Here is a 23,875-nt window from a genome sequence, read left to right as displayed (position 1 = left end):
CCGGGGCCGGCATGCCTGGCGAACCGGGCGGAAAGCGCTTTCCCTCCCGGTGTCTACCTAAGGTACGCCAGCCCCGGATGGACGGCGGTGTAGCCCTCGACCAGCCTGCGGGCCACGTTCACCGAGTCGACCAGGGGGTGCAGCGCGAACGCCTTCACGGCCGTCGCGCGCGAGCCGGACGCGGCGGCGGCGAGCACCTCGCGCTCGACGCCCTTGACCGTGCAGACGAGTCCGGTGGCGTGCCCGGGCAGCGGGTCCACGGAGACCGGGTGCGCGCCGTTGGCGTCGGCCAGGCAGGGCGCCTCGATGACGGCGTCGGCGTCGAGCGCGGCGAGGGTGCCCCGGTTGCGCACGTTGAGGATCAGCGTGGTGCGCTCGTCGCGGGCGATGGCCCGCATCAGGGCGAGGGCGACCTTCTCGTAGCCGCCGGAGAGGTCGTCGGCGTCGCGTTCGCCCGCGCCGGCGCTCTCGCGGTTCTCGGCCATGTAGGTGGCCTCGCGTTCGGCGCGGGTGCGGTCCCAGGCGGTCAGGGCCGCCGCGCCGGGGCGTTTCATCTCCTCGTAGAAGCGGGCCTGCTGCTCGGCGAGGAAGGCGCCGCGGGTCTTCTCGGCCTCCTGGTAGGCGCGTACGGTCTCGCGGTTGAAGTAGTAGTAGTGCAGGTACTCGTTGGGGACGGCGCCGAGGGACCGCAACCAGTCCGCGCCGAACAGCTTGCCCTCCTCGAAGGAGCCGAGCAGGCCGGGGTCGGCGAGCAGCCGCGGCAGCTCGTCGCGGCCGGCGACCCGCAGGCCGCGCACCCAGCCGAGGTGGTTGAGGCCGACGTAGTCGATCCACGCCTCCTTCGGGTCCGCGCCGAGCACGCGGGCGATGCGCCGGCCGAGCCCGACCGGGGAGTCGCAGATGCCGATCACCCGGTCGCCCAGGTGGCGGGACATGGCCTCGGTGACGAGGCCGGCCGGGTTGGTGAAGTTGATGACCCAGGCGTCGGGGGCCAGCCGGGCCACCCGCCGGGCGATGTCGACGGCGACGGGCACGGTCCGCAGGCCGTAGGCGATGCCGCCCGCGCCGACCGTCTCCTGGCCGAGGACGCCTTCGGCGAGGGCCACCCGCTCGTCGTCCGCGCGGCCTCGGAGGCCGCCGACACGGATCGCGGAGAACACGAAGTCGGCGCCGCGCAGGGCCTCGTCGAGATCGGTGGTGGCCGTGACCGCGGGGGCGTCGGGGACGGCGGCCGCCTGTTCGGCCAGCACGCGGGCGACGGCGTTCAGCCGGCCGTCGTCCAGGTCGTGCAGGACGACGCGGGTGACCCGGCCCTCGCCGCGGTCCGCCAGGAGCGCTCCGTACACGAGCGGCACCCGGAATCCGCCGCCGCCGAGGATCGTCAGTTTCACGCCCGCACCTTTCCTGCCACGGCCGCCTCGACGTCCGCCTCCGGGAAGGAGGAGCGGGTCGCCGGGTCGCCGGGCGTGTCCGTCACCACCACGTCCAGGCCCTCGGGACCGCGGACCTTCGCCGTCCCGGCGCCCGGGAACCTCGCCGGGCCGGGGGGCAGGACCACCCTGCCACCGTCCTCGACCACGGCCCGTTCCACCGACGCCTCGACGACCGTCGTGTCCCTCACCCGGCCGCCCGGCCGCAGGGACCGCAGGGACCGCAAGGACCGCAGGGTGAGGTGACGTCGTCGTTCTGCCGGCACGCCGTGAACACTACTGGCGCCCGGGGCTCAGGCGTAGAAGCGCGACAGGCTCTGAAGAACCGCCGCGGGCTTGGCTCCGCCCTCGATCTCGACCGACCCGTCGACGGTGATCTGCACCCCGCCCGGCACGTCCTCGACCTCGGCCAGCCGGGCGACCAGGCGGATGCGGGAGCCCACCTTGACCGGCGCGGGGAAACGGACCTTGTTCAGGCCGTAGTTCACCTTGGTGGTGACGCCCTGGACGTCCAGCAGCTCGGTGAACAGCGGGATGAACAGGGACAGCGTCAGGTAGCCGTGGGCGATCGGCGCGCCGAAGGGGCCCTTGGCGGCCCGTCGCGGGTCGACGTGGATCCACTGGTGGTCGCCGGTCGCGTCGGCGAAGGTGTCGATGCGTTCCTGGGTGACCTCGATCCACTCACTGGCGCCCAGCTCGCCGCCGGCCAGCTTCTTCAGCTCGTCGAGTCCGTTGACGGTGATGCTCATATTCCGTTCCTCACAGGGGAGTTGAGAAGGGTTCAGGAGTCCGCGCCGTACCGGGAGCGCACCCGGGACTTCAGCAGCTTTCCGGAGGCGGTGCGCGGGAGGGCGTCCGCCACCACCACCGACTTGGGGATCTTGTACTTGGCGAGGCGTCCGGCCAGCGAGGCCAGGACGGCGTCCGGATCGAGCGAGGCGCCCTCGCGGGGCACGACCACCGCGCGCGGCACCTCGCCCCACCGGTCGTCGGCCACGCCGATGACCGCGCACTCGGCGATGTCGGGGTGGGTGAGGAGGAGGTCCTCGATCTCGGCGGGGTAGATGTTCTCGCCCCCGGAGATGATCATGTCCTTGATGCGGTCGACGATGTGCACGTATCCGTCCTCGTCGACCCGGGCGGCGTCGCCGCTGCGGAACCAGCCGTCGACGAACGAGGCGGCCGTCTCCTCGGGCAGCCCCCAGTAGCCGGGCATGACGTGCGGTCCGCGGACGACGACCTCGCCGGTCTCGTCCACGTCGGCCGGGGTGAGATCGGGCCGCAGCACGCGCACGTCGCTGAAGAAGTGCGGGACGCCGGCCGAGCCCGCCTTGCTGACCGCGTGCTCGGCGTCCAGGAACAGCGTGCCGGGCGACGCCTCGGTCATGCCGTAGCCCTGGAGGAAGGTGAGCCCGCGTGCCTGGTAGGCGGCGATCAGCGGGGTCGGCACCGGGGAGCCGCCGCAGGTCAGGATGCGCAGGGAGGACAGGTCGGCGCCGGGCCAGCGCGGGTGCCGCGCCACCTGCTCGAACATCGTCGGCACCCCGAACATGAAGGTGATCCGGTGCCGTTCGATCAGGTCGAGGGTGTCCGCCGGGTCGAAGGCCTCGACCAGGAAGCAGCAGCCGCCCTTGAGGAGCACCGGCAGCGTCAGCATGTTGAGGCCGGCCGTGTGGAACAGCGGGGCGGAGACGAGGGCGCGTTCGTCGGCGACCAGGTCGGTGTCGACGAGCACGTTGACCGCGTTCCAGGTGAGGTTGGCGTGCGTGAGCATGGCGCCCTTGGGGCGGCCGGTCGTGCCCGAGGTGTACATGATGATGCAGGTGTCGTCGGGGGCGACCGGGGTGTCGATCGGCTCACTGGAGGCCGCGCCGAGCGCCTCCTCGTACTCGGCGCCGACCTCGACGTACGTGCGGACGTCGGTGTGTCCGGGGAGTCCGGCGACCAGGCCCGAGTGGGAGGGCGCGTGGACGAGCGCCTTGGCCCCGGAGTCGGCCAGCTGGTAGGCGATCTCGGGTCCGGCGAGACGGGTGTTGAGCGGGACGAACACCGCGCCGAGCGTGCCGGCGGCGAACAGGGTCTCCAGGTAGGCGGGGTGGTTGGGGCCGAGGTAGGCGATGCGGTCGCCGCGCCGTACGCCCCGTTCGCGCAGCACGTGCGCGAGGCGCGTGGTGCGGGCGTGCAGCGTGCGGTAGTCCGTCGATCTCCCCGCGTGGACCAGGGCGGTGCGGTGCGGGGTCTTGCGGGCCCGGCGTGCGGGCCAGGACCCCAGTCCCTCGTTGCGCATTGTCCACGCCCCTTACGGTGTGGTCAGCCCGAGCAGCCGGGCGGCGTTCTCCTTGAGGATCCTCGGCCTCACCTCGTCCTTGATCGGCAGCTTGTCGAAGTCGGCGAGCCAGCGGTCGGGGGTGAGGACGGGGAAGTCGGAGCCGAACAGCACCTTGTCCTTGAGGAGCGTGTTCGCATACTGCACGAGCTGCGGCGGGAAGTACTTCGGCGACCAGCCGGACAGGTCGATGTGCACGCCGGGCTTGTGCGTGGCGACGGCGAGTGCCTCGTCCTGCCAGGGGAACGACGGATGCGCCAGGATGATCTTGAGGTGGGGGAAGTCGGCCGCCACGTCGTCCACGTGCAGCGGGTTGGAGTACTTGAGCCGGATCCCGCCGCCGCCCGGGACGCCCGCGCCGATGCCGGTCTGACCGGTGTGGAACAGGGCGATGGTCCCCGTCTCCTCGATCACCTCGTACAGGCCGTACGCGACCGAGCGGTCGTCGGGGAAGAAACCCTGGATGCTGGGGTGGAACTTGAAGCCCTTCACCCCGTACTCCTCGACCAGGCGGCGGGCCTGCCTGACGCCCGCCTTGCCCCGGAAGGGGTCGATGGACGCGAAGGGGATGAGGACGTCGGCGTTGGCGGCCGCCGCCTCGGCGACCTCCTCGTTGGGGACCGGTGCGGTGCCGGTCGCGGACTCGGCGTCCACCGTGAAGATCACGGCCGCCATCCGGCGCTCCCGGTAGTAGCGGGCCGTCTCCTCCAGAGTGGGCTTCCGCTTCCCCTCGACCTTGAAGTAGGCGGAGGAGGCGTCGTGCAGGTCGTCGTCCAGCGAGGAGTGACCCTTGGAGGACACCTCCGCGTGGGTGTGGACGTCGATCGCGACGAGGTCGGCGACGTTCATCGGGGCGCCCCCGGAGGGCGCCGCGGCGGGGGTCGTGCCGGGGGTCGTGCCGGGGTTCATCACGCCTCCGGGAACGTGGGGGCCGGGATGCCGACCGTCTGGAGCTCGGCGCCGACCGAGGCGGGGAAGACGTCGGCCAGGCTCTCCGGCGTCCAGCCGCCGTCGGCGTAGGCGGCCCGGATCTCCTGCGGATGCGACCAGAGTGCCACCTTGTCGCCGCCGATGCCGATGGCCTGGCCGGTGATGCCGCGGGCGGCGTCGGAGGCCAGGAACGGCACGAGGGCCGCGCAGTCCTCGGGGGTGCCGAACCCCTCGCCCTTGCGCAGGAAGTCCGGGAACGGCTCGCCGTTCTTCAGGGCCTCGACGTACGGGGCGAAGGCGGGGATCGTCTCGGTCATGGCGGTGGCGGCCACCGGGACGATCGCGTTGACGGTGATGCCGGCGCGGCCCAGCTCCATCGACCAGGTGCGGGCGAAGGCGGCGATGCCCGCCTTGGCGGCCGCGTAGTTCGTCTGGCCGAAGTTGCCGCGCTGGCCGGCGGGCGAGCCGACGAGGATCAGCGTGCCGCCCTCGCCCTGCTCCCGCATCCGCACGGCGGCGGCGCGGGCGCAGGTGAAGGTGCCCCTGAGGTGGGTGGTGAGCACGGCGTCGAAGTCGTCGTCGGTCATCTTCCACAGCACCCTGTCGCGCAGGATGCCCGCGTTGGCGACCAGGACGTCGAGCCGGCCGAACTCCGCCACGGCCCGGTTCACCAACCGCTCGGCGGCCTCGGCCGTCCCGACCGGCACCACCTCGGCGACGGCCCTGCCGCCGGCCTCTACGAGGGACTTCACGGCCTGTTCGGCGACCGCCTCGTCGACGTCGTTGAGGACCACGGCGGCGCCGCGGGCGGCCAGGGCGTGGGCGTAGGCGAGGCCGAGGCCCCGGCCGCCGCCGGTGACGACGGCGACCTTGCCGGTGAGATCGATGCTGGGCACGACGGTGTCCCTTCACATGGGGGTCACGGCTGCCGGTCGGAGCGCGGCGCCGAGATCGAAGCTAAGAGCAATAATTGTCGTCGTCAATAGTTGTGGTCGACCTCGGGGTGCGCCATGCTGCAATCTGTAGGGAGAAACCACCCCCGCCGGGGGACCGAGCCCAGGGAGCCCGCCATCGCCCGCCAGGACAACGCCGTGAACGCCGCGCCCATCGACGTGGACGAGCCGTGGATGCGCGAACTGCACGCGGACACCGGCTATCTGCTCTACCGCCTGGGGCTGCGCTCGGGTCAGTTGTTCAACACGTTCCTCCAGGAGTCGGGGCTGCGGCTGCGCCACTACGCGGTGCTGCGGTTCCTGGCCACGTCCGAGGGCGCGCTCCAGCGCGAGCTGAGCGCACGGCTCGGGTACGACCCCAGCGCGATCGTCGGCCTGGTGGACGACCTGGAACGGCAGGGCTTCGCCGAACGCCGGCCCGCCCCGGACGACCGGCGCAGCCGGATCGTCGCCCTCACCGAACAGGGCCGCGCGTTCCTGCGCGGCACCGACGAGGCGGGCCGACGCGTGACGAACGAGCTGCTCGACCCCCTCGACGCGGCCGGACGCGAGACGCTGCACGCGCTGCTGCTGCGGATCGCCGGGGACGGACTGGCCTGACGCCGTCAGGAGGACGTGGCCGTGAGGAGAACGTGATGGACCGGGGCGTCCTCGCCGCACACTCCCGTTCCGCGTCCGAGCGGCTGCTGTCGGTGCTGGCCGCGTTCGACCACACGCATGCCGCGCTCTCCCTGAGCGACATCAGCCGTCGCGCCGGGCTCACCCTCACCACCGCGCACCGGCTGGTGGGCGCGCTGACCGAGTGGGGCGCCCTGGAGCGGGACCCGGCCGGCGTCTACCACGTGGGGCTGCGGCTGTGGGAGGTCGCGGCGCTCGCGCCGCGCGGCCTGGCGCTGCGCCAGGTGGCGCTGCCCTTCCTGGAGGACCTGTACGAAGCCACGCACGAGAACGTCCAGTTGGCGGTTCGGGACGGGTCCGAGGTCGTCTACACCGAGTGGCTGTCGGGGCGTTCGGCCGTCGGCGTGCACATCCGGGTGGGCGCCCGCTGGCCCCTGCACGTCACCGGTGTGGGGCTGGCGCTGCTGGCGCACTGCGACTCCGCGCTGCAAGAGGCCTACTGCGCAGGGCCGTTGGCCGCGTACACCTCCCACACCATCACCGACCCGGCACGGCTGCGCCGGGTGCTGGCCGAGGTGCGGCGCGGCGGGGTGGCGGTGAGCAGCCGTCAGGTCACGGACGACGCCCTGTCGGTGGCCGCCCCGGTGCGCGGACCGGACGGCGCGGTGACCGCCGCCGTCTCGGTCGTCGTACCGTACGCCGACGCCCGGGTGCCGGTGCTGGCGCCGGCCGTGCGCCTCGCCGCCCGCGGCATCTCCCGCGCCCTGGGCTGGCGGCCGCGGAGCCGGGAGGACTGACTCGTCCGCGGGACGGGCGGACCGGGGTGTCCACGGGGAGAATGCGGGCCATGATCGAGATCGGTTCGCTGCGCCCGGACGACCGCGCCGCCTGGGAAGCCCTGGCCCGCGGCTACAAGAGGTTCTACCGCACGGAGGTGCCCGACGAGGGGTACGAGGAGATGTGGCGCCGCCTGCGCCGGGGCGACGAGGTGCACGCCGTCGGCGCGCGCGTGGACGGGGAGTTGGCGGGCATCGCGCACTACCTCTTCCACGCCACCTGCTGGGCGGCCGAGAGCTGTTACCTCCAGGACCTCTACGTCGCCGAGGCGGCGCGCGGCCGGGGCGCGGCCCGGGCGCTGATCGAACGGGTCGCCGAGGCGGCGCGCGAGCGGGGGGCCGCCCGCCTGTACTGGACCACCCGGGAGGACAACGTGACCGCCCGCGCCCTGTACGACAAGGTGGCGGCCTGCAACGGGTTCGTCCGCTACGACCACCCGCTCGCCCAGCGCGGCCCGGCGGCCCGCGGCCCGGCGGCCCGCGCCCGCCATCGCGTCGCCCCGCCCGACGCATGCCTGGAGGAGGGCTCCCCTGGCCGACTCGGGTGAGGACGGCGCACTTTCGCACGTTTGGGTGGTTCAAGCCATGAACTTCCGTGCCCCGGAAGCACTTTCCTTGCTTTAAGTCTTGACGGCCTCCGTGACGGGGAGCACATTGGGCCCACTTTGAGAGCGCTCTCAGGCTGTCGTGGAGCGCCCTCGAACGCACCCGCGCACCCCACCCCGTACCCGAGAGGCCCCCATGAGTGTGAGTGCAACCTCCGGCATCCCCAGAAGGCGACGCGCACTGATCGCCGTCCTCAGCACGCTCGGCTTGGCGGCCGCCGCGGCGGCGGCCGTCACGCTGCCCGCCAACGCCTCCGCGCCCACCCCGCCGACCGGGTGGTCGCAGGTCTTCCTCGACGACTTCACCGGCTCGGCCGGCACCGGCGTCAACGCCTCGAACTGGCAGTACAGCACCGGGACCTCGTATCCCGGCGGGCCGGCCAACTGGGGCACCGGCGAGGTCGAGACGATGACGGACAGCACCGCCAACGTCTCGCTCGACGGCAACGGCAACCTGCGCATCACCCCGCTGCGCGACTCGGCCGGACGCTGGACCTCGGGCCGCATCGAGACCAGGCGCACCGACTTCCAGCCCCCGTCCGGCGGCAAGCTGCGCATCGAGGCGCGGATCCAGATGCCGAACGTGACCGGCACCCCCGCCGAGGGCTACTGGCCCGCGTTCTGGGCGCTCGGCGCGCCCTACCGGGGCAACTACCAGAACTGGCCGGGCGTGGGCGAGCTGGACATCATGGAGAACGTCCAGGGCCTGAACAAGGTGTGGGCCACGATGCACTGCGGTACCAGCCCGGGCGGCCCGTGCAACGAGACCAGCGGCATCGGCAACAACGTCGCGTGCCCGAACTCCACCTGTCAGTCCGGCTTCCACACCTACGCGACGGAGTGGGACCGCTCGGTGTCCCCCGAGGCGATCCGCTTCTACGTCGACGGCGTCAACTACCACACCGTCACCGCGAACCAGGTCGACGCGACGACGTGGAACAACGCGACGAACCACGGCTACTTCGTCATCCTGAACGTCGCGATGGGCGGCGGCTTCCCGGACGCCTTCGGCGGCGGCCTGGACGGCGACACCCAGCCCGGCCACCCCATGGTGGTCGACTACGTGCAGGTCCTTCAGGCCGCGGGCGGTGGGAGCGGTACCACGACACCGACGCCTCCGCCGTCCGGCAACCGCGACGCCTACGGCACGATCCAGGCGGAGTCCTACGACAGCCAGTCGGGGACGATCACCGAGACGACGACCGACACCGGCGGCGGCCAGAACATCGGCGCCCTGACCAACGGCGACTGGGCGCTCTACAAGGGCGTGAACTTCGGTTCCTCGGCGGCCACCCAGTTCCGCGCACGGGTCGCCGGCGGGGCGGCCGGCGGGGTCAGCGGACTGGTCGAGGTGCGCCTCGACAGCCGCGGCGCCGCGCCGATCGGCAGCTTCGCCGTCGGCAACACGGGCGGCTGGCAGTCATGGCGGACGATTCCCGCGAACATCGGCGCGGTCACCGGCACCCACGACGTGTATCTGACGTTCACCAGCGGTCAGCCGGCGGACTTCGTCAACGTCAACTGGTTCTCCTTCGGCCACTGACGGACCGCTCCCCTCCCTGTCCCCTCCCTCTCCGCCACCCTCGGCGTCCGTTCCCCCTCCCCCGGTCCCCCGGCGAAGGGCGCCGCGCACACGGGACGCACCCCGGCCGGTCTCAGCGCAGTTCCGCGCGGAAGGCCACCGGGGTGTGTCCCGTGTGCAGTTGGAAGAACTTGGAGAAGTTCGCCGCGTCGGGGAAGCCCACCGCCGCGCCCACCCGGCCGATCGGCAGGTCCGTGTGGGCCAGCAGCCGCTTCGCCTCCAGGACGACCCGCTTGTCGATGAACCCCTTCGGCGTCTCGCCGGTGGCCGCACGGACCGCGCGCACGAGGGTGCGGCGGGAGTAGCCGAGCGCGTCGGCGTAGGCGCTGACGCTGTGGTTGTCCGCGAAGTCCCGCTCCACGGCGTCCCGGAAGAGCGTGAAGGTGGTGTCGGCCTGCCGGCGCGCCGCCTCCTCGCCGCTGGCCGCGAGGTGCGCCAGCCGCAGCAGGAAGGCGCTCAACGCGTGCCGCAGCACCGCCGTGTGCTGTGCCGGGGGCAGGGACCGGTCGTCGTACTCCCCGCGCAGGTACGCCAGGGCCGCGCGCAGGCCCCCCAGCTGCGCCGCGTCGGGGCGCAGGCGCGGCGGCAGGTCGTAGCGGTACAGGGCGGCGGCCTCGACGGTGGCGCGGGGCAGGAAGCCGGGCTGCATGGTCAGGACGGTTCCGCGGTACTCGCTCGACGGGGAGAAGCGGTGGACCTGGCCCGGGCGGATCCACAGCAGGTCCCCGGCCGCCGCCTCGTGCTCGGCGAAATCGATCATGTGGCGGACCGGACCGTCGTCGAAGAGCATCACGATGTGGAAGTCGATGCGGTGGACCCGGTCCAGCGGGGCATCCGTGTGCCAGGTGCGTCCGGCGTCCAGCGGCCCGATCCGCATGCCGACGCCGCCGACGCTGTGCTCGACGGGGAAAGGAAAGGTCCTGATGGCCTCACCGGCGCCGTCTTGGGTACGTGTGTCCACCATGTCCGTCTCGTGTCGCCCACCTGCCGACCGGCACCGCTCACATGGTGCGCGCCGGTGTCCCACATTCACCACAGGCTGACACAGGAAGACCTACCACCGTAAAAGTCAGACTTTTAAGTTTGAACACGCCAGACCAGCTGACCCGCTCCGATCGAGGATTTCTTGAAGATGAGCACGCAGACCCCGAACAGCTTCGAGTGGACCGACATCGACCGGCGTGCCGTCGACACGGCGCGTCTCCTGGCTGCGGACGCCGTGCAGCAGGTGGGCAACGGTCACCCCGGGACCGCGATGAGCCTGGCCCCGGTCGCCTACACGATCTTTCAGAAGGTGATGCGGCACGACCCCGCGGACCCGGAGTGGACCGGGCGTGACCGCTTCGTCCTGTCCCCCGGCCACACCTCGCTGACGCTCTACACGCAGCTGTACCTGTCCGGCTACGAGCTGGAGCTGGACGACCTCAAGCGCTTCCGCACCCACGGCTCGAAGACGCCCGGCCATCCCGAGTACGGGCACACCGCGGGCGTGGAGACGACCACCGGCCCGCTCGGCCAGGGCGTCGCCAACGCCGTGGGCATGGCGATGGCGGCCCGGTTCGAGCGCGGCCTGTTCGACCCCGGAACCCCGGCGGGCGAGTCGCCGTTCGACCACACCGTCTGGGGGATCGTCTCGGACGGCGATCTCCAGGAGGGCGTCTCGGCCGAGGCCTCCTCGCTGGCGGGCCATCAGAAGCTCGGCAACCTGGTCCTCGTCTACGACGACAACCACATCTCCATCGAGGGCGACACCGCGACCGCGTTCTCCGAGGACGTGCTGGGGCGGTACGCCGCCTACGGCTGGCACACCCAGCGCGTCGAGCCCGCCGCAAACGGCGACGTCGACGTCCCGGCCCTGTACGCGGCCCTGACGGCGGCCCGGGCCGAGACCGGGCGGCCGTCGATCATCTCGCTGCGCACGGTCATCGCCTGGCCCGCACCCACCGCGCAGGGCACCGGCGCCGCGCACGGCGCCGCCCTCGGCGCGGACGAGGTCGCCGCCACCAAGCGCGTCCTCGGCTTCGACCCTGAGCGCGCCTTCGAGGTGTCCGACGACGTCCTGGCCCACACCCGTGCGGCCCTCGACCGGGGCGCCGAGGCGCACGCCGCCTGGGACAAGCAGCTCGACGCGTGGCGCGGCACGGACCCCGAGCGCGCCGAGCTGTTCGACCGGGTGGTGGCCGGCCAGCTGCCCGAGGGCTGGCACGAGCAGCTCCCGGTGTTCGAGCCCGGCAAGGGCGTCGCCACCCGCGCCGCGTCCGGCAAGGTGCTCCAGGCCCTCGGCGGCGTCCTGCCCGAGCTGTGGGGCGGCTCCGCCGACCTCGCCGGCTCCAACAACACGACGATCGACAAGACGTCGTCGTTCCTGCCCGAGGGCAACCCGCTGCCCGAGGCGAGCCCGTACGGCCGCACCGTGCACTTCGGGATCCGCGAGTTCTCGATGGCCGCGGAGATGAACGGCATCGCCCTGCACGGCAACACCCGTGTCTACGGCGGCACGTTCCTGGTGTTCTCCGACTACATGCGCAACGCGGTGCGCATGTCGGCGCTGATGCAGCTGCCGGTGACGTACGTGTGGACGCACGACTCCATCGGCCTCGGCGAGGACGGCCCCACCCACCAGCCCGTCGAGCACCTCGCCTCGCTGCGCGCCATCCCCGGCCTGAACGTCGTGCGCCCGGCCGACGCCAACGAGACCGCCATCGCCTGGCGCGAGATCCTCGAGCGGCACGCGACCCGGCCGGCCCCGCACGGACTGGCCCTCACCCGGCAGGGAGTGCCGACGTACGCGCCCAACCCCGATGCGGCCAAGGGCGGTTACGTCCTGCGGGACGCCTCCTCCGGGACGCCCGACGTCGTGATCGTCGCCACCGGTTCCGAGGTGCAGCTCGCGGTGGCGGCGCGGGAGGCGCTGGAGGCCGAGGGGATCGGCACGCGGGTGGTGTCGATGCCGTCCGTGGAGTGGTTCGAGGAGCAGCCGCTCGAGTACCGCGAGCGCGTGCTGCCCCCCTCGGTGAAGGCCCGGGTGGCGGTCGAGGCGGGCATCGGCCTGACCTGGCACCGCTTCGTGGGCGACGCGGGCCGCATCGTCTCCCTGGAGCACTTCGGGGCCTCCGCCGACGCCGGGACCCTGTTCGCCGCCTACGGCTTCACCGCCGAGCACGTCGCCGCCGCGGCCAGGGAATCGCTGGCCGCCGCGCGCGGTTGATCCGACCGCAGGAAAGAAGATGATCGAAGTGACCGAAGCGACCGCGACCGCGGGAGCCCTCAAGCGCCTGTCCGACGAAGGCGTCTCCGTCTGGCTGGACGACCTGTCGCGCGAGCGGATCCGCTCGGGCGCTCTCGCCCGCCTCGTCGAGACGCGGGGCGTCGTCGGCGTGACCACCAACCCGTCCATCTTCCAGGCGGCCATCGGCTCCGGCGCGGGCTACGAGGAGCAGCTCGCCGACCTGGCGGTGCGGGGCGTCACGGTCGACGAGGCCGTGCGGATGCTGACGACCGCCGACGTGCGGGCCGCGGCCGACGTCCTGCGCCCGGTGTTCGCGGCCACGGACGGCCTCGACGGCCGGGTCTCCATCGAGGTGGACCCCCGGCTGGCCCACGACACGGCGGCCACCGTCGCCGAGGCCAGACAGCTCGCCTGGCTGGTCGACCGCCCCAACGTCATGATCAAGATTCCGGCGACCAAGGCGGGACTGCCCGCGATCACCGAGGTCGTCGGTCTCGGCATCAGCGTCAACGTCACGCTGATCTTCTCGCTGGAGCGCTACCGGGACGTCATGGACGCCTATCTGGCGGGCCTGGAGAAGGCGCGGGCCGCGGGCCTGGACCTGACGCTGATCCGGTCCGTGGCGTCCTTCTTCGTCTCCCGTGTCGACGCCGAGACCGACAAGCGGCTGACGGCCGTCGGCACCGACGAGGCCCTCGCGCTGAAGGGCCGGGCGGCGCTCGCCAACGCCCGGCTGGCCTACCAGGCGTACGAGGAGGTCTTCGGCCCGGCCGACGCCCCGGACCGCGCCGGCGCCCGCTTCGCGGCGCTGGCCGGGGCGGGCGCGAACCCGCAGCGTCCGCTGTGGGCGTCGACCGGGGTGAAGGATCCTGCCTACAAGGACACGCTGTACGTGGACGGGCTGGTCGCGCCGGGCACGGTCAACACCATGCCCGAGGCCACGCTGGACGCCGCCGCCGACCACGGCGACATCACCGGCGACACGGTCACCGGCGGTTACGCCGCGGCCCGCGCCGACCTGGCCGCGGTGGAGGCGCTCGGCGTCTCCTACGACGAGGTCGTCACCCGGTTGGAGGACGAGGGTGTCGCCAAGTTCACGGCGGCGTGGCAGGACCTTCTGGACGCGGTCACGAAGTCGCTGACGAGCAAGGGAGTTGACGCCACATGAGCACCAGCAGTCTCGGCGCGGCCTGGGAGAACCCCCTGCGGGACCCCCGCGACCGGCGCCTGCCCCGCATCGCGGGCCCCTCCGGCCTGGTGATCTTCGGGGTGACGGGCGACCTCTCCCGCAAGAAGCTGATGCCGGCCGTCTACGACCTCGCCAACCGCGGTCTGCTCCCGCCGGGCTTCTCGCTCGTCGGGTTCGCCCGCCGCGACTGGGAGGACCAGGACTTCGCGCAGGTCGTCCACGACGCGGTGCGCGAGCACTCCCGGACCCCGTTCCGCGAGGAGGTGTGGCAGCAGCTCGCCGAGGGCATGCGGTTCGTCCCCGGCGACTTCGACGACGACACCGCGTTCAAGCAGCTCAAGAACGCCGTCGAGGAGCTGGACTCCTCCCGCGGCACGGGCGGCAACTTCGCCTTCTACCTGTCCGTGCCGCCGAAGTTCTTCCCCAAGGTGGTCGAGCAGCTCAAGAAGCACGGGCTGGCCAAGGCCCGCAACGGTTCCTGGCGGCGGGCGGTCATCGAGAAGCCGTTCGGGCACGACCTGGCCAGCGCCCAGGAGCTGAACGCCGTCGTGCACGACGTGTTCGAACCCGACCAGGTCTTCCGCATCGACCACTACCTGGGCAAGGAGACCGTCCAGAACATCCTGGCGCTGCGCTTCGCCAACACCATGTTCGAGCCGATCTGGAACCGGTCCTTCGTGGACCACGTGCAGATCACCATGGCCGAGGACATCGGCATCGGCGGCCGGGCCGGCTACTACGACGGCATCGGCTCGGCCCGCGACGTCATCCAGAACCACCTGCTCCAGCTGATGGCGCTCACCGCGATGGAGGAGCCCGCCTCCTTCGACGCGGCCTCGCTGCTCACCGAGAAGCTCAAGGTGCTCAGGGCGGTGAAGCTGCCGGAGGACCTGGGCCGGCACACCGTGCGGGCGCAGTACGCGGGCGCCTGGCAGGGCGGCGCGAAGGTGAGCGGCTACCTGGAGGAGGACGGCATCGACCCGGCCTCCACGACCGACACCTTCGCGGCCGTCAAGCTGGGTGTGGACAACCGCCGCTGGGCGGGCGTCCCGTTCTACCTGCGCACCGGCAAGCGGCTCGGCCGCCGCGTCACCGAGATCGCGGTGGTCTTCCAGCGGGCCCCGCACTCCCCGTTCGACTCCACCGCCACCGAGGAGCTCGGCGCGAACGCGATCGTCATCCGCGTCCAGCCCGACGAGGGCATCACGGTGCGCTTCGGCTCCAAGGTCCCCGGCACGTCCATGGAGATCCGCGACGTCACGATGGACTTCGCCTACGGCGAGTCCTTCACCGAGTCCAGCCCGGAGGCGTACGAGCGGCTCATCCTGGACGTGCTGCTCGGCGACGCCAACCTGTTCCCGCGCCATCAGGAAGTGGAAGAGTCCTGGAGGATCCTCGACCCGATCGAGGAGTACTGGGCCCGGCACGGCCGGCCCGCGCAGTACGCCTCGGGCAGCTGGGGCCCCGAGGAAGCCGACGAGATGCTCGCACGAGACGGACGGAGCTGGCGCAGGCCATGAAGATCGACCTGACCGACACCACTGCAAGCAAGATCAACAAGGCGCTGGTGAAGGGCCGCCGCGCGATCGGCACACCGGCCGTGGGCATGGTCCTGACGATGGTCATCGTCACGGACGAGGAGAACGCCTACGACTCGATCAAGGCCGCCGAGGAGGCCTCGCACGAGCATCCCTCGCGCACCCTGGTCGTCATCAAGCGGCACGCCCGCAGCCCGCGCGACCGCACCAACTCCCACCTCGACGCCGAGGTGCGGGTGGGCGCGGACGCGGGCACCGGCGAGACCGTCGTCCTGCGCACGTACGGCGAGGTGTCCGACCACGCCGACTCGGTCGTCCTGCCGCTGCTGCTGCCGGACGCGCCCGTCGTCGTGTGGTGGCCGGTGGACGCGCCGGACAACCCGGCCAAGGACCCGCTGGGCGCGCTGGCCCAGCGCAGGATCACCGACCTGTACGCCGTCGAGAACCCGCTGGCGACCCTGGAGGCCCGGGTGCGCTCCTACGCGCCCGGCGACACCGACCTCGCCTGGACCCGGCTGACGCCGTGGCGCTCGATGCTCGCGGCGGCGCTGGACCAGGCCCGGGTGCCGATCGTCTCGGGCGCCGTGGAGGCCGAGGCCGACAACCCGGCCGCCGAGCTGCTGGCCCGCTGGCTGGAGGCCCGGCTGAAGGTGACGATCGACCGCGTCGTCACCGACGGGCCGGTCGTCACGGCCGTGCGCCTGGGCACCGCGGACGGCGAGGTCGTCATCGACCGCCCGGAGGGCCCGCTGGCCACGCTCTCCCTGCCGGGCCAGCCATCGCGCACCCTCGCGCTGAAGGTCCGCACCACCTCTGAACTCATCGCCGAGGAGCTCAGGCGCCTCGACGCGGACGAGATGTACGCCGTCGCCCTGCGGGGCGAGGCCACCAAGGAGACCGTCTCTCATGTCTGACACCCCCAAGCTCACCCGCCGGCCCGAGTGGACGGCACTGGAAGAGCACCGCGCCACGCCGTCCATGCAACGCCCGCGGCTGCGCGAGCTGTTCGACGAGGACCCCTCGCGCGCCGAGCGGTACGTCGTGCGGGTCGGCGATCTGCGCATCGACTACTCCAAGCACCTGATCACCGACGAGACCCTCGCCCTGCTGCGCGAACTCGCCGCCGCCACCGACGTGTCCGGCCTCAGGGACGCCATGTTCCGCGGCGAGAAGATCAACGTCACCGAGGACCGGGCCGTGCTGCACACCGCGCTGCGCGCCCCGCGCGACGCGGTGATCGAGGTCGACGGCGAGAACGTGGTGCCCGAGGTGCACGCGGTGCTGGACCGGATGAGCGACTTCGCGGACCGGGTGCGCTCCGGCGAGTGGACCGGGCACACCGGCAGGCGCATCCGCAACGTCGTCAACATCGGCATCGGCGGCTCCGACCTCGGCCCGGCGATGGCCTACGAGGCGCTGCGCACCTTCGCGGCGCGCGAGCTGACGCTGCGCTTCGTGTCGAACGTGGACGGCGCCGACCTGCACGAGGCCCTGCGCGACCTGGACCCGGCGGAGACGCTGTTCATCGTCGCGTCCAAGACGTTCACCACGATCGAGACCATCACCAACGCGACCTCCGCGCGCTCCTGGCTGCTCGCGGGGCTCGGCGGCGACGCCAAGGCGGTCGCGCGGCACTTCGTGGCGCTGTCCACGAACGCCGGCAAGGTGGAGGAGTTCGGCATCGACCCGGACAACATGTTCGGGTTCTGGGACTGGGTCGGCGGCCGCTACTCCTTCGACTCGGCCATCGGCCTCTCCCTGATGATCGCCATCGGCCCGGACCGCTTCCGGGAGCTGCTCGACGGGTTCCACGTCGTCGACGAGCACTTCCGCACCGCCCCGCCCGAGGACAACGCCCCGCTCGTCCTGGGCCTGCTGGGCATCTGGTACAGCAACTTCTTCGGCGCCGAGACGCACGCGGTCCTCCCGTACAGCCACTACCTGTCGAAGTTCACCGCCTATCTGCAACAGCTGGACATGGAGTCCAACGGCAAGTCGGTGGACCGCGACGGCGACCGGGTCCAGTGGTCGACCGGCCCGGTGGTCTGGGGCACGCCCGGCACCAACGGGCAGCACGCCTACTACCAGTTGATCCACCAGGGCACCCGGCTGATCCCGGCCGACCTGATCGGGTTCGCGCGTCCGGCGGCCGAGCTGAGCGAGGAACTCGCCGCCCAGCACGACCTGTTGATGGCGAACCTGTTCGCGCAGGGGCAGGCGCTCGCCTTCGGCAAGACCGCCGACGAGGTGCGCGCGGAGGGCGTGCCCGAGGAGCAGGTGCCGCACCGCACCTTCCTGGGCAACCACCCCACCACCACGATCCTGGCCCCCGAGCTGACCCCGTCGGTCCTCGGTCAGCTCATCGCCCTCTACGAGCACAAGGTGTTCGTCCAGGGTTCGGTGTGGAACATCGACTCCTTCGACCAGTGGGGCGTGGAGCTGGGCAAGGTCCTCGCCAAGCGCGTCGAGCCCGCGCTCGCCGAGGGCGCCGAGGTGCCCGGCCTCGATCCCTCCACCTCCGCCCTCGTCGCCGCCTACCGCGAACTCAGGAAGTAGAGAACTGACATGACACCGATGCAGCTGGGCCTGATCGGTCTGGGCAAGATGGGCGGCAACATGCGCGAGCGCATCCGCCGCGCCGGCCACACCGTCGTCGGCTACGACCGCAACCCCGACCTCTCCGACGTCAAGGACCTCGCCGAACTGGTCGGGCGGCTCGAGGCGCCGCGCACCGTCTGGGTGATGGTCCCGGCCGGCGCCGCCACCCAGTCGACCGTCGACGAGCTCGGCGAGCTGCTGGAGCCGGGCGACGTCGTCGTCGACGGCGGCAACTCCCGCTGGACGGACGACGAGAAGCACGCCGCGGAACTCGGCGCCAAGGGCATCGGCTTCGTCGACGCGGGCGTCTCCGGCGGCGTGTGGGGCCTCGAGAACGGCTACGCGCTGATGGTCGGCGGCGAGAAGGAGCACGTCGACCGCCTCCAGCCGGTCTTCGACGCGCTCAAGCCCGAGGGCCCCCACGGCTACGTCCACGCGGGCAAGGTCGGCGCCGGGCACTTCTCGAAGATGGTCCACAACGGCATCGAGTACGCCATGATGCAGGCCTACGCCGAGGGCTGGGAGCTGCTGGAGAAGGTCGACTCCGTGGAGAACGTCCGCGAGGTCTTCCGCTCCTGGCAGGAGGGCACGGTCATCCGGTCCTGGCTGCTGGACCTCGCCGTCAACGCCCTCGACGAGGACACCCACCTGGACAAGCTGCGCGGCTACGCCGAGGACTCCGGCGAGGGCCGGTGGACCGTCGAGGCGGCCATCGACAACGCCGTGCCGCTGCCCGCGATCACGGCCTCGCTGTTCGCCCGGTTCGCCTCCCGGCAGGACGACTCGCCGCAGATGAAGATGATCGCGGCGCTGCGCAACCAGTTCGGCGGCCACGCCGTGGAGTCGGCCCAGAAGTAGGGCGGCCCCAGAAGGTCGCCGGGGGCCTTCGCCGGTCCTCCCCCGCCGCCTCCCGTGCGCGGGAGGCCCCCGGCGGCCGGCCCGTGATCGGCGAACGGGACGTGCGGGCCCGGCCGGAGTGACCCGTGACCGGCGAACGGGACATACGGGCCGGGCCTGTTGACACCGTTCGGACGGGCCCGCCAGAGTCGCGGCTGATGGAGATCGACGATCTGACACCGGCCGAAGCGCGAGTCTGGCGGGCCTTCGCCACGGGAGCGACCACCGACTTCCGCGAGGGCGCCGCCGGCGCGCCGGACCCCGACCGCGGTCCCGAACCGGCCCTGCGGGCGGCCGTGTTGCGCGCGCTGCTCCTCAACGGGCCCCGCGAACCGGGCGAGGTGGCGGCGCTCAAGGTCATGGGAGCGCGGATCACCGGCGAGCTGGATCTGCGGTACGCGGTCGTCGACAGCGTCGTGCGCCTCAACCACTGCCGCTTCGACGCCGTGCCGCGCCTGGCCGGCGCCCAGCTGAACTACCTGAACCTGCGCGACTGCGTCCTGCCCGGTCTCGCGGCCGCGCGCAGCCGGATCGACGGCAGTCTGAGGCTGACGCGCTGCCGGATCAGCGGGCCCGTGCAGCTCGGCGGGGCGCAGATCGCCGGTGCGCTCTTCGTCGACCGGGCCGAGATCACCACCGGGGACCCCGCGCAGCCGGTGCTCGCGCTCCACCAGCTCTCCGTCGACGACGACCTGTGCGCGCGGGGACTGCGCACGCGCGGAGCGATACGGCTCGACGGCGCCGCCGTGGCCGGCTCCATCGACCTGGAGGACGCCGAGCTGAGCAACCCCGGCGGCTTCGCCCTCCAGGCCGAGGCCCTCGACGTCGGCGCCAATCTGACGGCCCGGCGCATGCGCGCCGACGGCCGTATCGACCTGCGCGGCTCGCGCGTCCCCGGCCGGGTGGACCTGCTGAACACCTCCCTGTCCAACCCGGGCGGCACCGCCCTGCGGGCGAGCAGCTGCGTCATGGGCGAGCTGTGGCTGCGGGAGGGGCCGCCGATCCGGGGCCGGCTCAACCTGCGACGCGCCGAGATCGGCCGGCTGCACCTCGCGCCCGAAAAGCTGCCCGACCAGGTGGGGCTGCTGGAACTCACATACACGTTCCTCACTCCGCACGAGCCCGCCGAGCGGCGGCTGCCGATGCTGGAGCGCGACGGCGACGCCTTCGACCCGCACTCCTACGAACAGCTCACCGCCGCCTACCGGACCGCCGGCGACGACCGGGCCGCCCGGCGGGTCCAGCTCGCCAAGCAGCGCCGCCACCGCGGCACGCTCCCCTGGTACGGGCGGCTGTGGGGCCGCCTCCAGGACGCGGCCGTGGGCTACGGGTTCCGCCCGCTGCGCGCGGCCGGCTGGCTGCTGTCCCTGCTGGCCGTCGGCTCGATCGTCTACGCCGGGCACCACCCGCCGCCCCTGAAGGCGGACGAGGCGCCCCCGTTCAGCCCGGTCTTCTACACCCTCGACCTGCTGCTCCCGGTGATCTCCTTCGGGCAGGAGAGCGCGTTCGCGCCGACCGGCTGGTACCAGACCCTGTCGTACGTCCTCATCGTCACCGGCTGGGTCCTGGCCTCCACGGTCGTCGCCGGCGTCACCCGGACCGTCAGCCGCCAGTAACCGCGCACCCGGGACACCGTCGGCCAGGCGACCCGACCTCCCTCCGCACGAACCGATGTAGACACTGTCTACTCCCGCCTGGTAGACAGTGTCTATGACAACTCCGGAGCCCGAACCCGCCCCTCAGGACGCCGGGCTGCGCACGCGACTGGTCGACGCCGGCGTGGATCTCGTGTCGCGGGAGGGCGCCGGGGCGCTGACCCTGCGCGAGATCGCACGGCGGGCGGGCGTCTCGCACGGAGCGCCCCGCCGCCACTTCCCCACCCACCTGGAACTGCTGTCGGCCATCGCGCACCGCGGCTTCACCGACCTGGCCGCGCGCGTGAACGCGCTCCGCGGCGACGGCAGCACGGACGACCCCCGCGGGCAACTCACCCGGCTCGGCGACGCCTACCTGCGCTTCGCCCTGGAGAACGCCGGGATGTACGAGCTGATGTTCCGTCACGATCTGCTGGAGAGTGGCCATCTGCGGCTGCGCGACACCAGCCTGCCGCTGTTCGGGGTGCTGGTGGAACTGGTCGGCCGCGTCCGCCCGGACGCCGACGCCCGCGCCGTCGCGGCCGCGCTGTGGGCGAACCTGCACGGCATCGCCCAGCTCTGGCGCTGGGGCAGTCTCCAACTCGTCACCGGGGCCGACGACTTCGCGCCGCTGCTGCGCACGGCACTGGACGCCCACCTGGGGCCGGAGGACGGCCGGTGAACCGTTCCCTGACGCTGGCGAGCAGTGTGGCGGGCGCGGTGATCGTCGCCCTGGACGGCACCGTGCTCACCGTCGCCCGGCCCGCCCTGCAACACGACCTGCACGCGTCGCTGACCGAGGCCCAGTGGACCGGCACCGGCTATCTCGTCGCGGTGGCCGGTCTGCTCGTGTTCGCCGGCCGGCTGGGCGACCGGCACGGGCACCGCCGCGTCTTCGCCGTCGGCATGCTCGGCTTCGGGGCCGTCTCGGCGGCCCTCGCGGTGGCGCCCGGCGTGGGCTGGGTGATCGCACTGCGCATCGTGCAGGGCGTGTTCGGGGCGCTGTTGCAGCCGGCCACGCTGGGCATGCTGCGGGCCTCGTTCCCGCCGGACCGGCTGCGCACGCCGATCGCGGTGCGCACGGCCGCCATCGGAGTGGCGGCGGCCGTCGGGCCCGTCGTCGGCGGGGCGCTGACCACCGGGTTCGGCTGGCGTGCGGTGTTCCTGGTGAACGTCGTGCCCGCGCTGCTGTTCGGGGCGCTCGCCCTCGCCTCACGGGAGGAGACCCGGCCGTCCGCCGACGCGCCGCTGGACCTGCCCGGCGCCCTGCTCCTCGCGGTGACGCTGGCCTGCCTGGTGCACACGCTGGTCACCCTGCCCGGCGTGACCTGGTCGGCCCCGGTCGCGCTCCTCGCCGCCGTCGCCTTCGTGCGGCACGAACGGCGCGCCCCGGCGCCCCTGCTGCCGTCGGCGGCGGCGCTCGGACGGACGGGGGCGGGCGACGGGGGCCCGCGCCCGGTCGGCGCCGCGCTCGCTCTGCTCGTCCTCGCGTCGGCGGCCCTGAACGGCGCGGTGTTCGCCTGCGTGTACCTCCTCCAGGACGGCCTGGGCCTCACCCCGCTGCACAGCGCGCTGCTGAGCCTTCCGCTGGCCGTGGCCCTGGTGGCCGCCGCCCCCGCCGCCGCGGTCCTGCTGCGCCGGGCCGGCGCGCGCGCCACGCTCACGGGGGCGACGGCCGTGCTCGCCGCGGGACTCGTCGTCCTCGCCGCGGCTTCGGCCCCGGCCGTCTTCTGCGCCGGATTCACGCTGGTGGGAGCCGGGTTCGGCGCGACGATGGTGGCGGCGACGCATGTCGTCGTCAAGGAGGCGCCGGCCGAGTCGGCCGGAGTGGCGGGCGGAATGCAGCAGACGGCGATGAACGTCGGGCCGGCGCTCGGCGTCGCGGCGGCGACCGTGCTCATGGACCTCGGCGCACCGCGTTCGCCCCTGTGGGCGCTGGCGTGCGCGGCCGCGGCCGCTCCGGCGCTCTGCGGGGCGCTCCCGGGGCGCGCACGCCCCGCCGCCAGCGCCCGCCCCGCTGCCCGCCCCGCCGACTGCCCCGCTGGTCACCCCGCCGAGGGAAGCGACGCAACGCACAGCGATCACGGGGCGCAAAGGGGTCCGCACGCGCGTTACCTGCGCGACGATGAGGTCGGAGGCCGTCCCGGCGGGTAGGCCCGGACCGCGCCTTGAACGAACGCACCGGAGGACGATGATGGCACTGCTGCGACAAGAGGCCGACCCGAGCGAGGCCGGGCTGGACGGGAAGGCGCTGGAGCGCCTCGACCGGCACCTCGCCCGGTACGTCGGCGAGGGGCGTCTGCCCGGGTTCCTCCTGGCGGTCTCACGCGGCGGCCGGGTCGCGCACCTCACCACGCACGGCCTCCGCGACATCGCCGCCGGACTGCCCGTGGAGGCCGACACCCTCTACCGGATCTACTCCATGACCAAGCCGGTGACCTCGGTCGGCGCGCTGATACTGATGGAGGAGGGCCGTCTCGGCCTCGACGACCCCGTGGCCGACCACCTCCCGGCCTTCGCCGACCAGCGCGTGTACACCGGCGGTTCGGGCGCGGACCTGTCCACCCGGCCGGTGGAACAGCCCGTGCTGGTACGTCATCTGATGACCCACACCGCGGGCCTGACCTTCGCGTTCTACCGCTGTCACCCGGTCGACGGCCTGTACCGCGAGGCCGGACTCGACTCGGCGGTGCTGCCGGGCTCGGACCTCGCGGGCACCGTCGAGGCCTACGCGCGCCTGCCGCTGCAATTCGAGCCGGGCACGCAGTGGAACTACTCGGTGGCCACGAACGTCCTGGGCCGGGTCGTCGAGGTGGTCTCCGGGCGGCCGCTGGACGAGTTCCTCGCCGAGCGGGTCTTCCGCCCGCTCGGCATGCCCGACGCCGGCTTCCAGGTGAACGGCGAACAGGCCGCCCGGCTGGCCGAGTTGTACGGGGACGCCGACGGCGGCGGCATCGAGCCCATCGCGGGCCTGCCCCTGTCCGGCCGCCCCCGGTTCCTGTCGGGCAGCGGCGGCATGGTCGCCACCGCCTACGACGTCCACCGGTTCAGCGAAATGCTGCGGCGGCGCGGCGAACTGGACGGCGTGCGCCTGCTCGCGCCCGAGACGGTCGACCTGATGACCCGCAACCACCTCCCCGGCGGCGCGGACCTGCGGACCTTCGGCAGCCGCCCCGCCCACGACGAGCCGGGCAACGACGGCGTCGGCTTCGGCCTCGGGGTGTCCGTGGTCGTCGACCCGAGCCGCACGCAGGCCCCCGGCGGTCTGGGGACGTACGGCTGGAGCGGCGTCGCCACCACCACCTTCTGGGTCGACCCCGCCCACGACGTCTCCGTCCAGTTCCTGACCCAGCTGCGCCCCCGGAAGTCCCTGAAGCTCTACCCCGGCCTCAAGCGACTGGTCCACGAGGCGATCACGCACTGACCCCACCGGGACCGCCAGCATCAAGGCGGAGCCGGAGGGGGGCGGTTCGATGAGCGATGGCCCCCAGGGGGACGCGGCGCCGGCCC

Annotated in this window: 21 protein-coding genes; 14 read left to right on the top strand and 7 right to left on the bottom strand. The window is 72.7% G+C overall.

The features are described 5' to 3' along the window. Nucleotides 1–53: 53 nt before the first annotated feature. The 6 genes from OG802_RS29505 to OG802_RS29480 form a co-directional block, all read right to left on the bottom strand. A complete protein-coding gene (locus tag OG802_RS29505; protein ID WP_329415327.1) occupies nt 54–1,391 on the bottom strand; it encodes a 6-phospho-beta-glucosidase in 1,338 nt (445 codons plus the stop codon). Continuing rightward, nucleotides 1,388–1,657, bottom strand: coding sequence for a hypothetical protein (locus tag OG802_RS29500; protein ID WP_329415326.1), 270 nt, complete (start codon nt 1,655–1,657; stop codon nt 1,388–1,390). Before OG802_RS29500 ends, OG802_RS29505 begins: the two co-directional genes overlap by 4 nt. Nucleotides 1,658–1,723: 66 nt before the next feature. Beyond that, nucleotides 1,724–2,179 carry a MaoC family dehydratase gene (locus OG802_RS29495; RefSeq protein ID WP_329415324.1) on the bottom strand — a complete coding sequence of 152 codons (456 nt, stop codon included), beginning with the start codon at nt 2,177–2,179 and terminating at the stop codon, nt 1,724–1,726. Nucleotides 2,180–2,211: 32 nt separating this feature from the next. Beyond that, nucleotides 2,212–3,717 carry an acyl-CoA synthetase gene (locus tag OG802_RS29490; protein ID WP_329415321.1) on the bottom strand — a complete coding sequence of 502 codons (1,506 nt, stop codon included), beginning with the start codon at nt 3,715–3,717 and terminating at the stop codon, nt 2,212–2,214. A gap of 12 nt (nt 3,718–3,729) precedes the next feature. Further along, the gene (locus tag OG802_RS29485) at nt 3,730–4,605 is read right to left on the bottom strand and encodes an amidohydrolase family protein (RefSeq protein ID WP_329417510.1); all 876 of its coding nucleotides are present in this window, start codon (nt 4,603–4,605) and stop codon (nt 3,730–3,732) included. Between the two features lie 59 nt (nt 4,606–4,664). Beyond that, nucleotides 4,665–5,582, bottom strand: a complete 918-nt coding sequence (locus OG802_RS29480) for an SDR family NAD(P)-dependent oxidoreductase (protein ID WP_329415319.1) — start codon at nt 5,580–5,582, stop codon at nt 4,665–4,667. A gap of 231 nt (nt 5,583–5,813) precedes the next feature. Between OG802_RS29480 and OG802_RS29475 the strand changes: the two genes are divergently transcribed. From OG802_RS29475 to OG802_RS29460, 4 genes are all read left to right on the top strand, one after another. Beyond that, nucleotides 5,814–6,239, top strand: a complete 426-nt coding sequence (locus OG802_RS29475) for a MarR family winged helix-turn-helix transcriptional regulator (RefSeq protein WP_329417508.1) — start codon at nt 5,814–5,816, stop codon at nt 6,237–6,239. A gap of 35 nt (nt 6,240–6,274) precedes the next feature. Next, nucleotides 6,275–7,054, top strand: coding sequence for an IclR family transcriptional regulator (locus OG802_RS29470; protein ID WP_329415317.1), 780 nt, complete (start codon nt 6,275–6,277; stop codon nt 7,052–7,054). A 50-nt stretch (nt 7,055–7,104) separates the two neighbouring features. Next, complete coding sequence (locus tag OG802_RS29465; protein WP_329415314.1) at nt 7,105–7,641, top strand: GNAT family N-acetyltransferase; 537 nt, start codon at nt 7,105–7,107, stop codon at nt 7,639–7,641. A gap of 199 nt (nt 7,642–7,840) precedes the next feature. After that, nucleotides 7,841–9,241, top strand: a complete 1,401-nt coding sequence (locus OG802_RS29460) for a glycoside hydrolase family 16 protein (protein WP_329417506.1) — start codon at nt 7,841–7,843, stop codon at nt 9,239–9,241. A 112-nt stretch (nt 9,242–9,353) separates the two neighbouring features. Here the strand turns inward: OG802_RS29460 and OG802_RS29455 are convergent, their stop codons facing one another. Next, entirely contained in the window at nt 9,354–10,244 is an 891-nt protein-coding gene (locus OG802_RS29455) for a helix-turn-helix domain-containing protein (RefSeq protein ID WP_329415311.1), read from the bottom strand. Nucleotides 10,245–10,412: 168 nt separating this feature from the next. Between OG802_RS29455 and tkt the strand changes: the two genes are divergently transcribed. From tkt to OG802_RS29405, 10 genes are all read left to right on the top strand, one after another. Beyond that, entirely contained in the window at nt 10,413–12,488 is a 2,076-nt protein-coding gene (gene tkt / locus OG802_RS29450) for a transketolase (protein ID WP_329415308.1), read from the top strand. Nucleotides 12,489–12,507: 19 nt separating this feature from the next. Next, nucleotides 12,508–13,677 (top strand): transaldolase, encoded by a 1,170-nt coding sequence (gene tal, locus OG802_RS29445; protein ID WP_329415305.1) that lies wholly within the window; start codon nt 12,508–12,510, stop codon nt 13,675–13,677. Next, nucleotides 13,674–15,218 (top strand): glucose-6-phosphate dehydrogenase, encoded by a 1,545-nt coding sequence (gene zwf / locus OG802_RS29440; RefSeq protein ID WP_329415303.1) that lies wholly within the window; start codon nt 13,674–13,676, stop codon nt 15,216–15,218. The genes tal and zwf overlap by 4 nt, the downstream gene beginning before the upstream one ends. Further along, the gene (gene opcA, locus OG802_RS29435) at nt 15,215–16,150 is read left to right on the top strand and encodes a glucose-6-phosphate dehydrogenase assembly protein OpcA (protein WP_329415301.1); all 936 of its coding nucleotides are present in this window, start codon (nt 15,215–15,217) and stop codon (nt 16,148–16,150) included. The genes zwf and opcA overlap by 4 nt, the downstream gene beginning before the upstream one ends. After that, on the top strand, nt 16,143–17,792 hold the full coding sequence (pgi, locus tag OG802_RS29430; protein WP_329415298.1) for a glucose-6-phosphate isomerase: 1,650 nt from the start codon (nt 16,143–16,145) through the stop codon (nt 17,790–17,792). The genes opcA and pgi overlap by 8 nt, the downstream gene beginning before the upstream one ends. 18 nt (nt 17,793–17,810) lie before the next feature. Then, nucleotides 17,811–18,692 (top strand): phosphogluconate dehydrogenase (NAD(+)-dependent, decarboxylating), encoded by an 882-nt coding sequence (gene gnd, locus OG802_RS29425; protein ID WP_329417504.1) that lies wholly within the window; start codon nt 17,811–17,813, stop codon nt 18,690–18,692. Nucleotides 18,693–18,889: 197 nt separating this feature from the next. Beyond that, nucleotides 18,890–20,347 carry a membrane-associated oxidoreductase gene (locus tag OG802_RS29420; protein ID WP_329415296.1) on the top strand — a complete coding sequence of 486 codons (1,458 nt, stop codon included), beginning with the start codon at nt 18,890–18,892 and terminating at the stop codon, nt 20,345–20,347. A gap of 94 nt (nt 20,348–20,441) precedes the next feature. Beyond that, entirely contained in the window at nt 20,442–21,047 is a 606-nt protein-coding gene (locus OG802_RS29415) for a TetR/AcrR family transcriptional regulator (protein WP_329415295.1), read from the top strand. Beyond that, entirely contained in the window at nt 21,044–22,519 is a 1,476-nt protein-coding gene (locus OG802_RS29410; RefSeq protein WP_329415293.1) for an MFS transporter, read from the top strand. Before OG802_RS29415 ends, OG802_RS29410 begins: the two co-directional genes overlap by 4 nt. A gap of 40 nt (nt 22,520–22,559) precedes the next feature. Further along, nucleotides 22,560–23,789 (top strand): serine hydrolase domain-containing protein, encoded by a 1,230-nt coding sequence (locus tag OG802_RS29405; RefSeq protein WP_329415291.1) that lies wholly within the window; start codon nt 22,560–22,562, stop codon nt 23,787–23,789. Nucleotides 23,790–23,875: the final 86 nt, after the last annotated feature.

It is taken from the genome of Streptomyces sp. NBC_00704, assembly GCF_036226605.1.
GTDB lineage: Bacteria > Actinomycetota > Actinomycetes > Streptomycetales > Streptomycetaceae > Streptomyces.
Note: the sequence above shows the minus strand (reverse complement) of the source record. Positions and strands in the feature narration are given on the sequence as shown.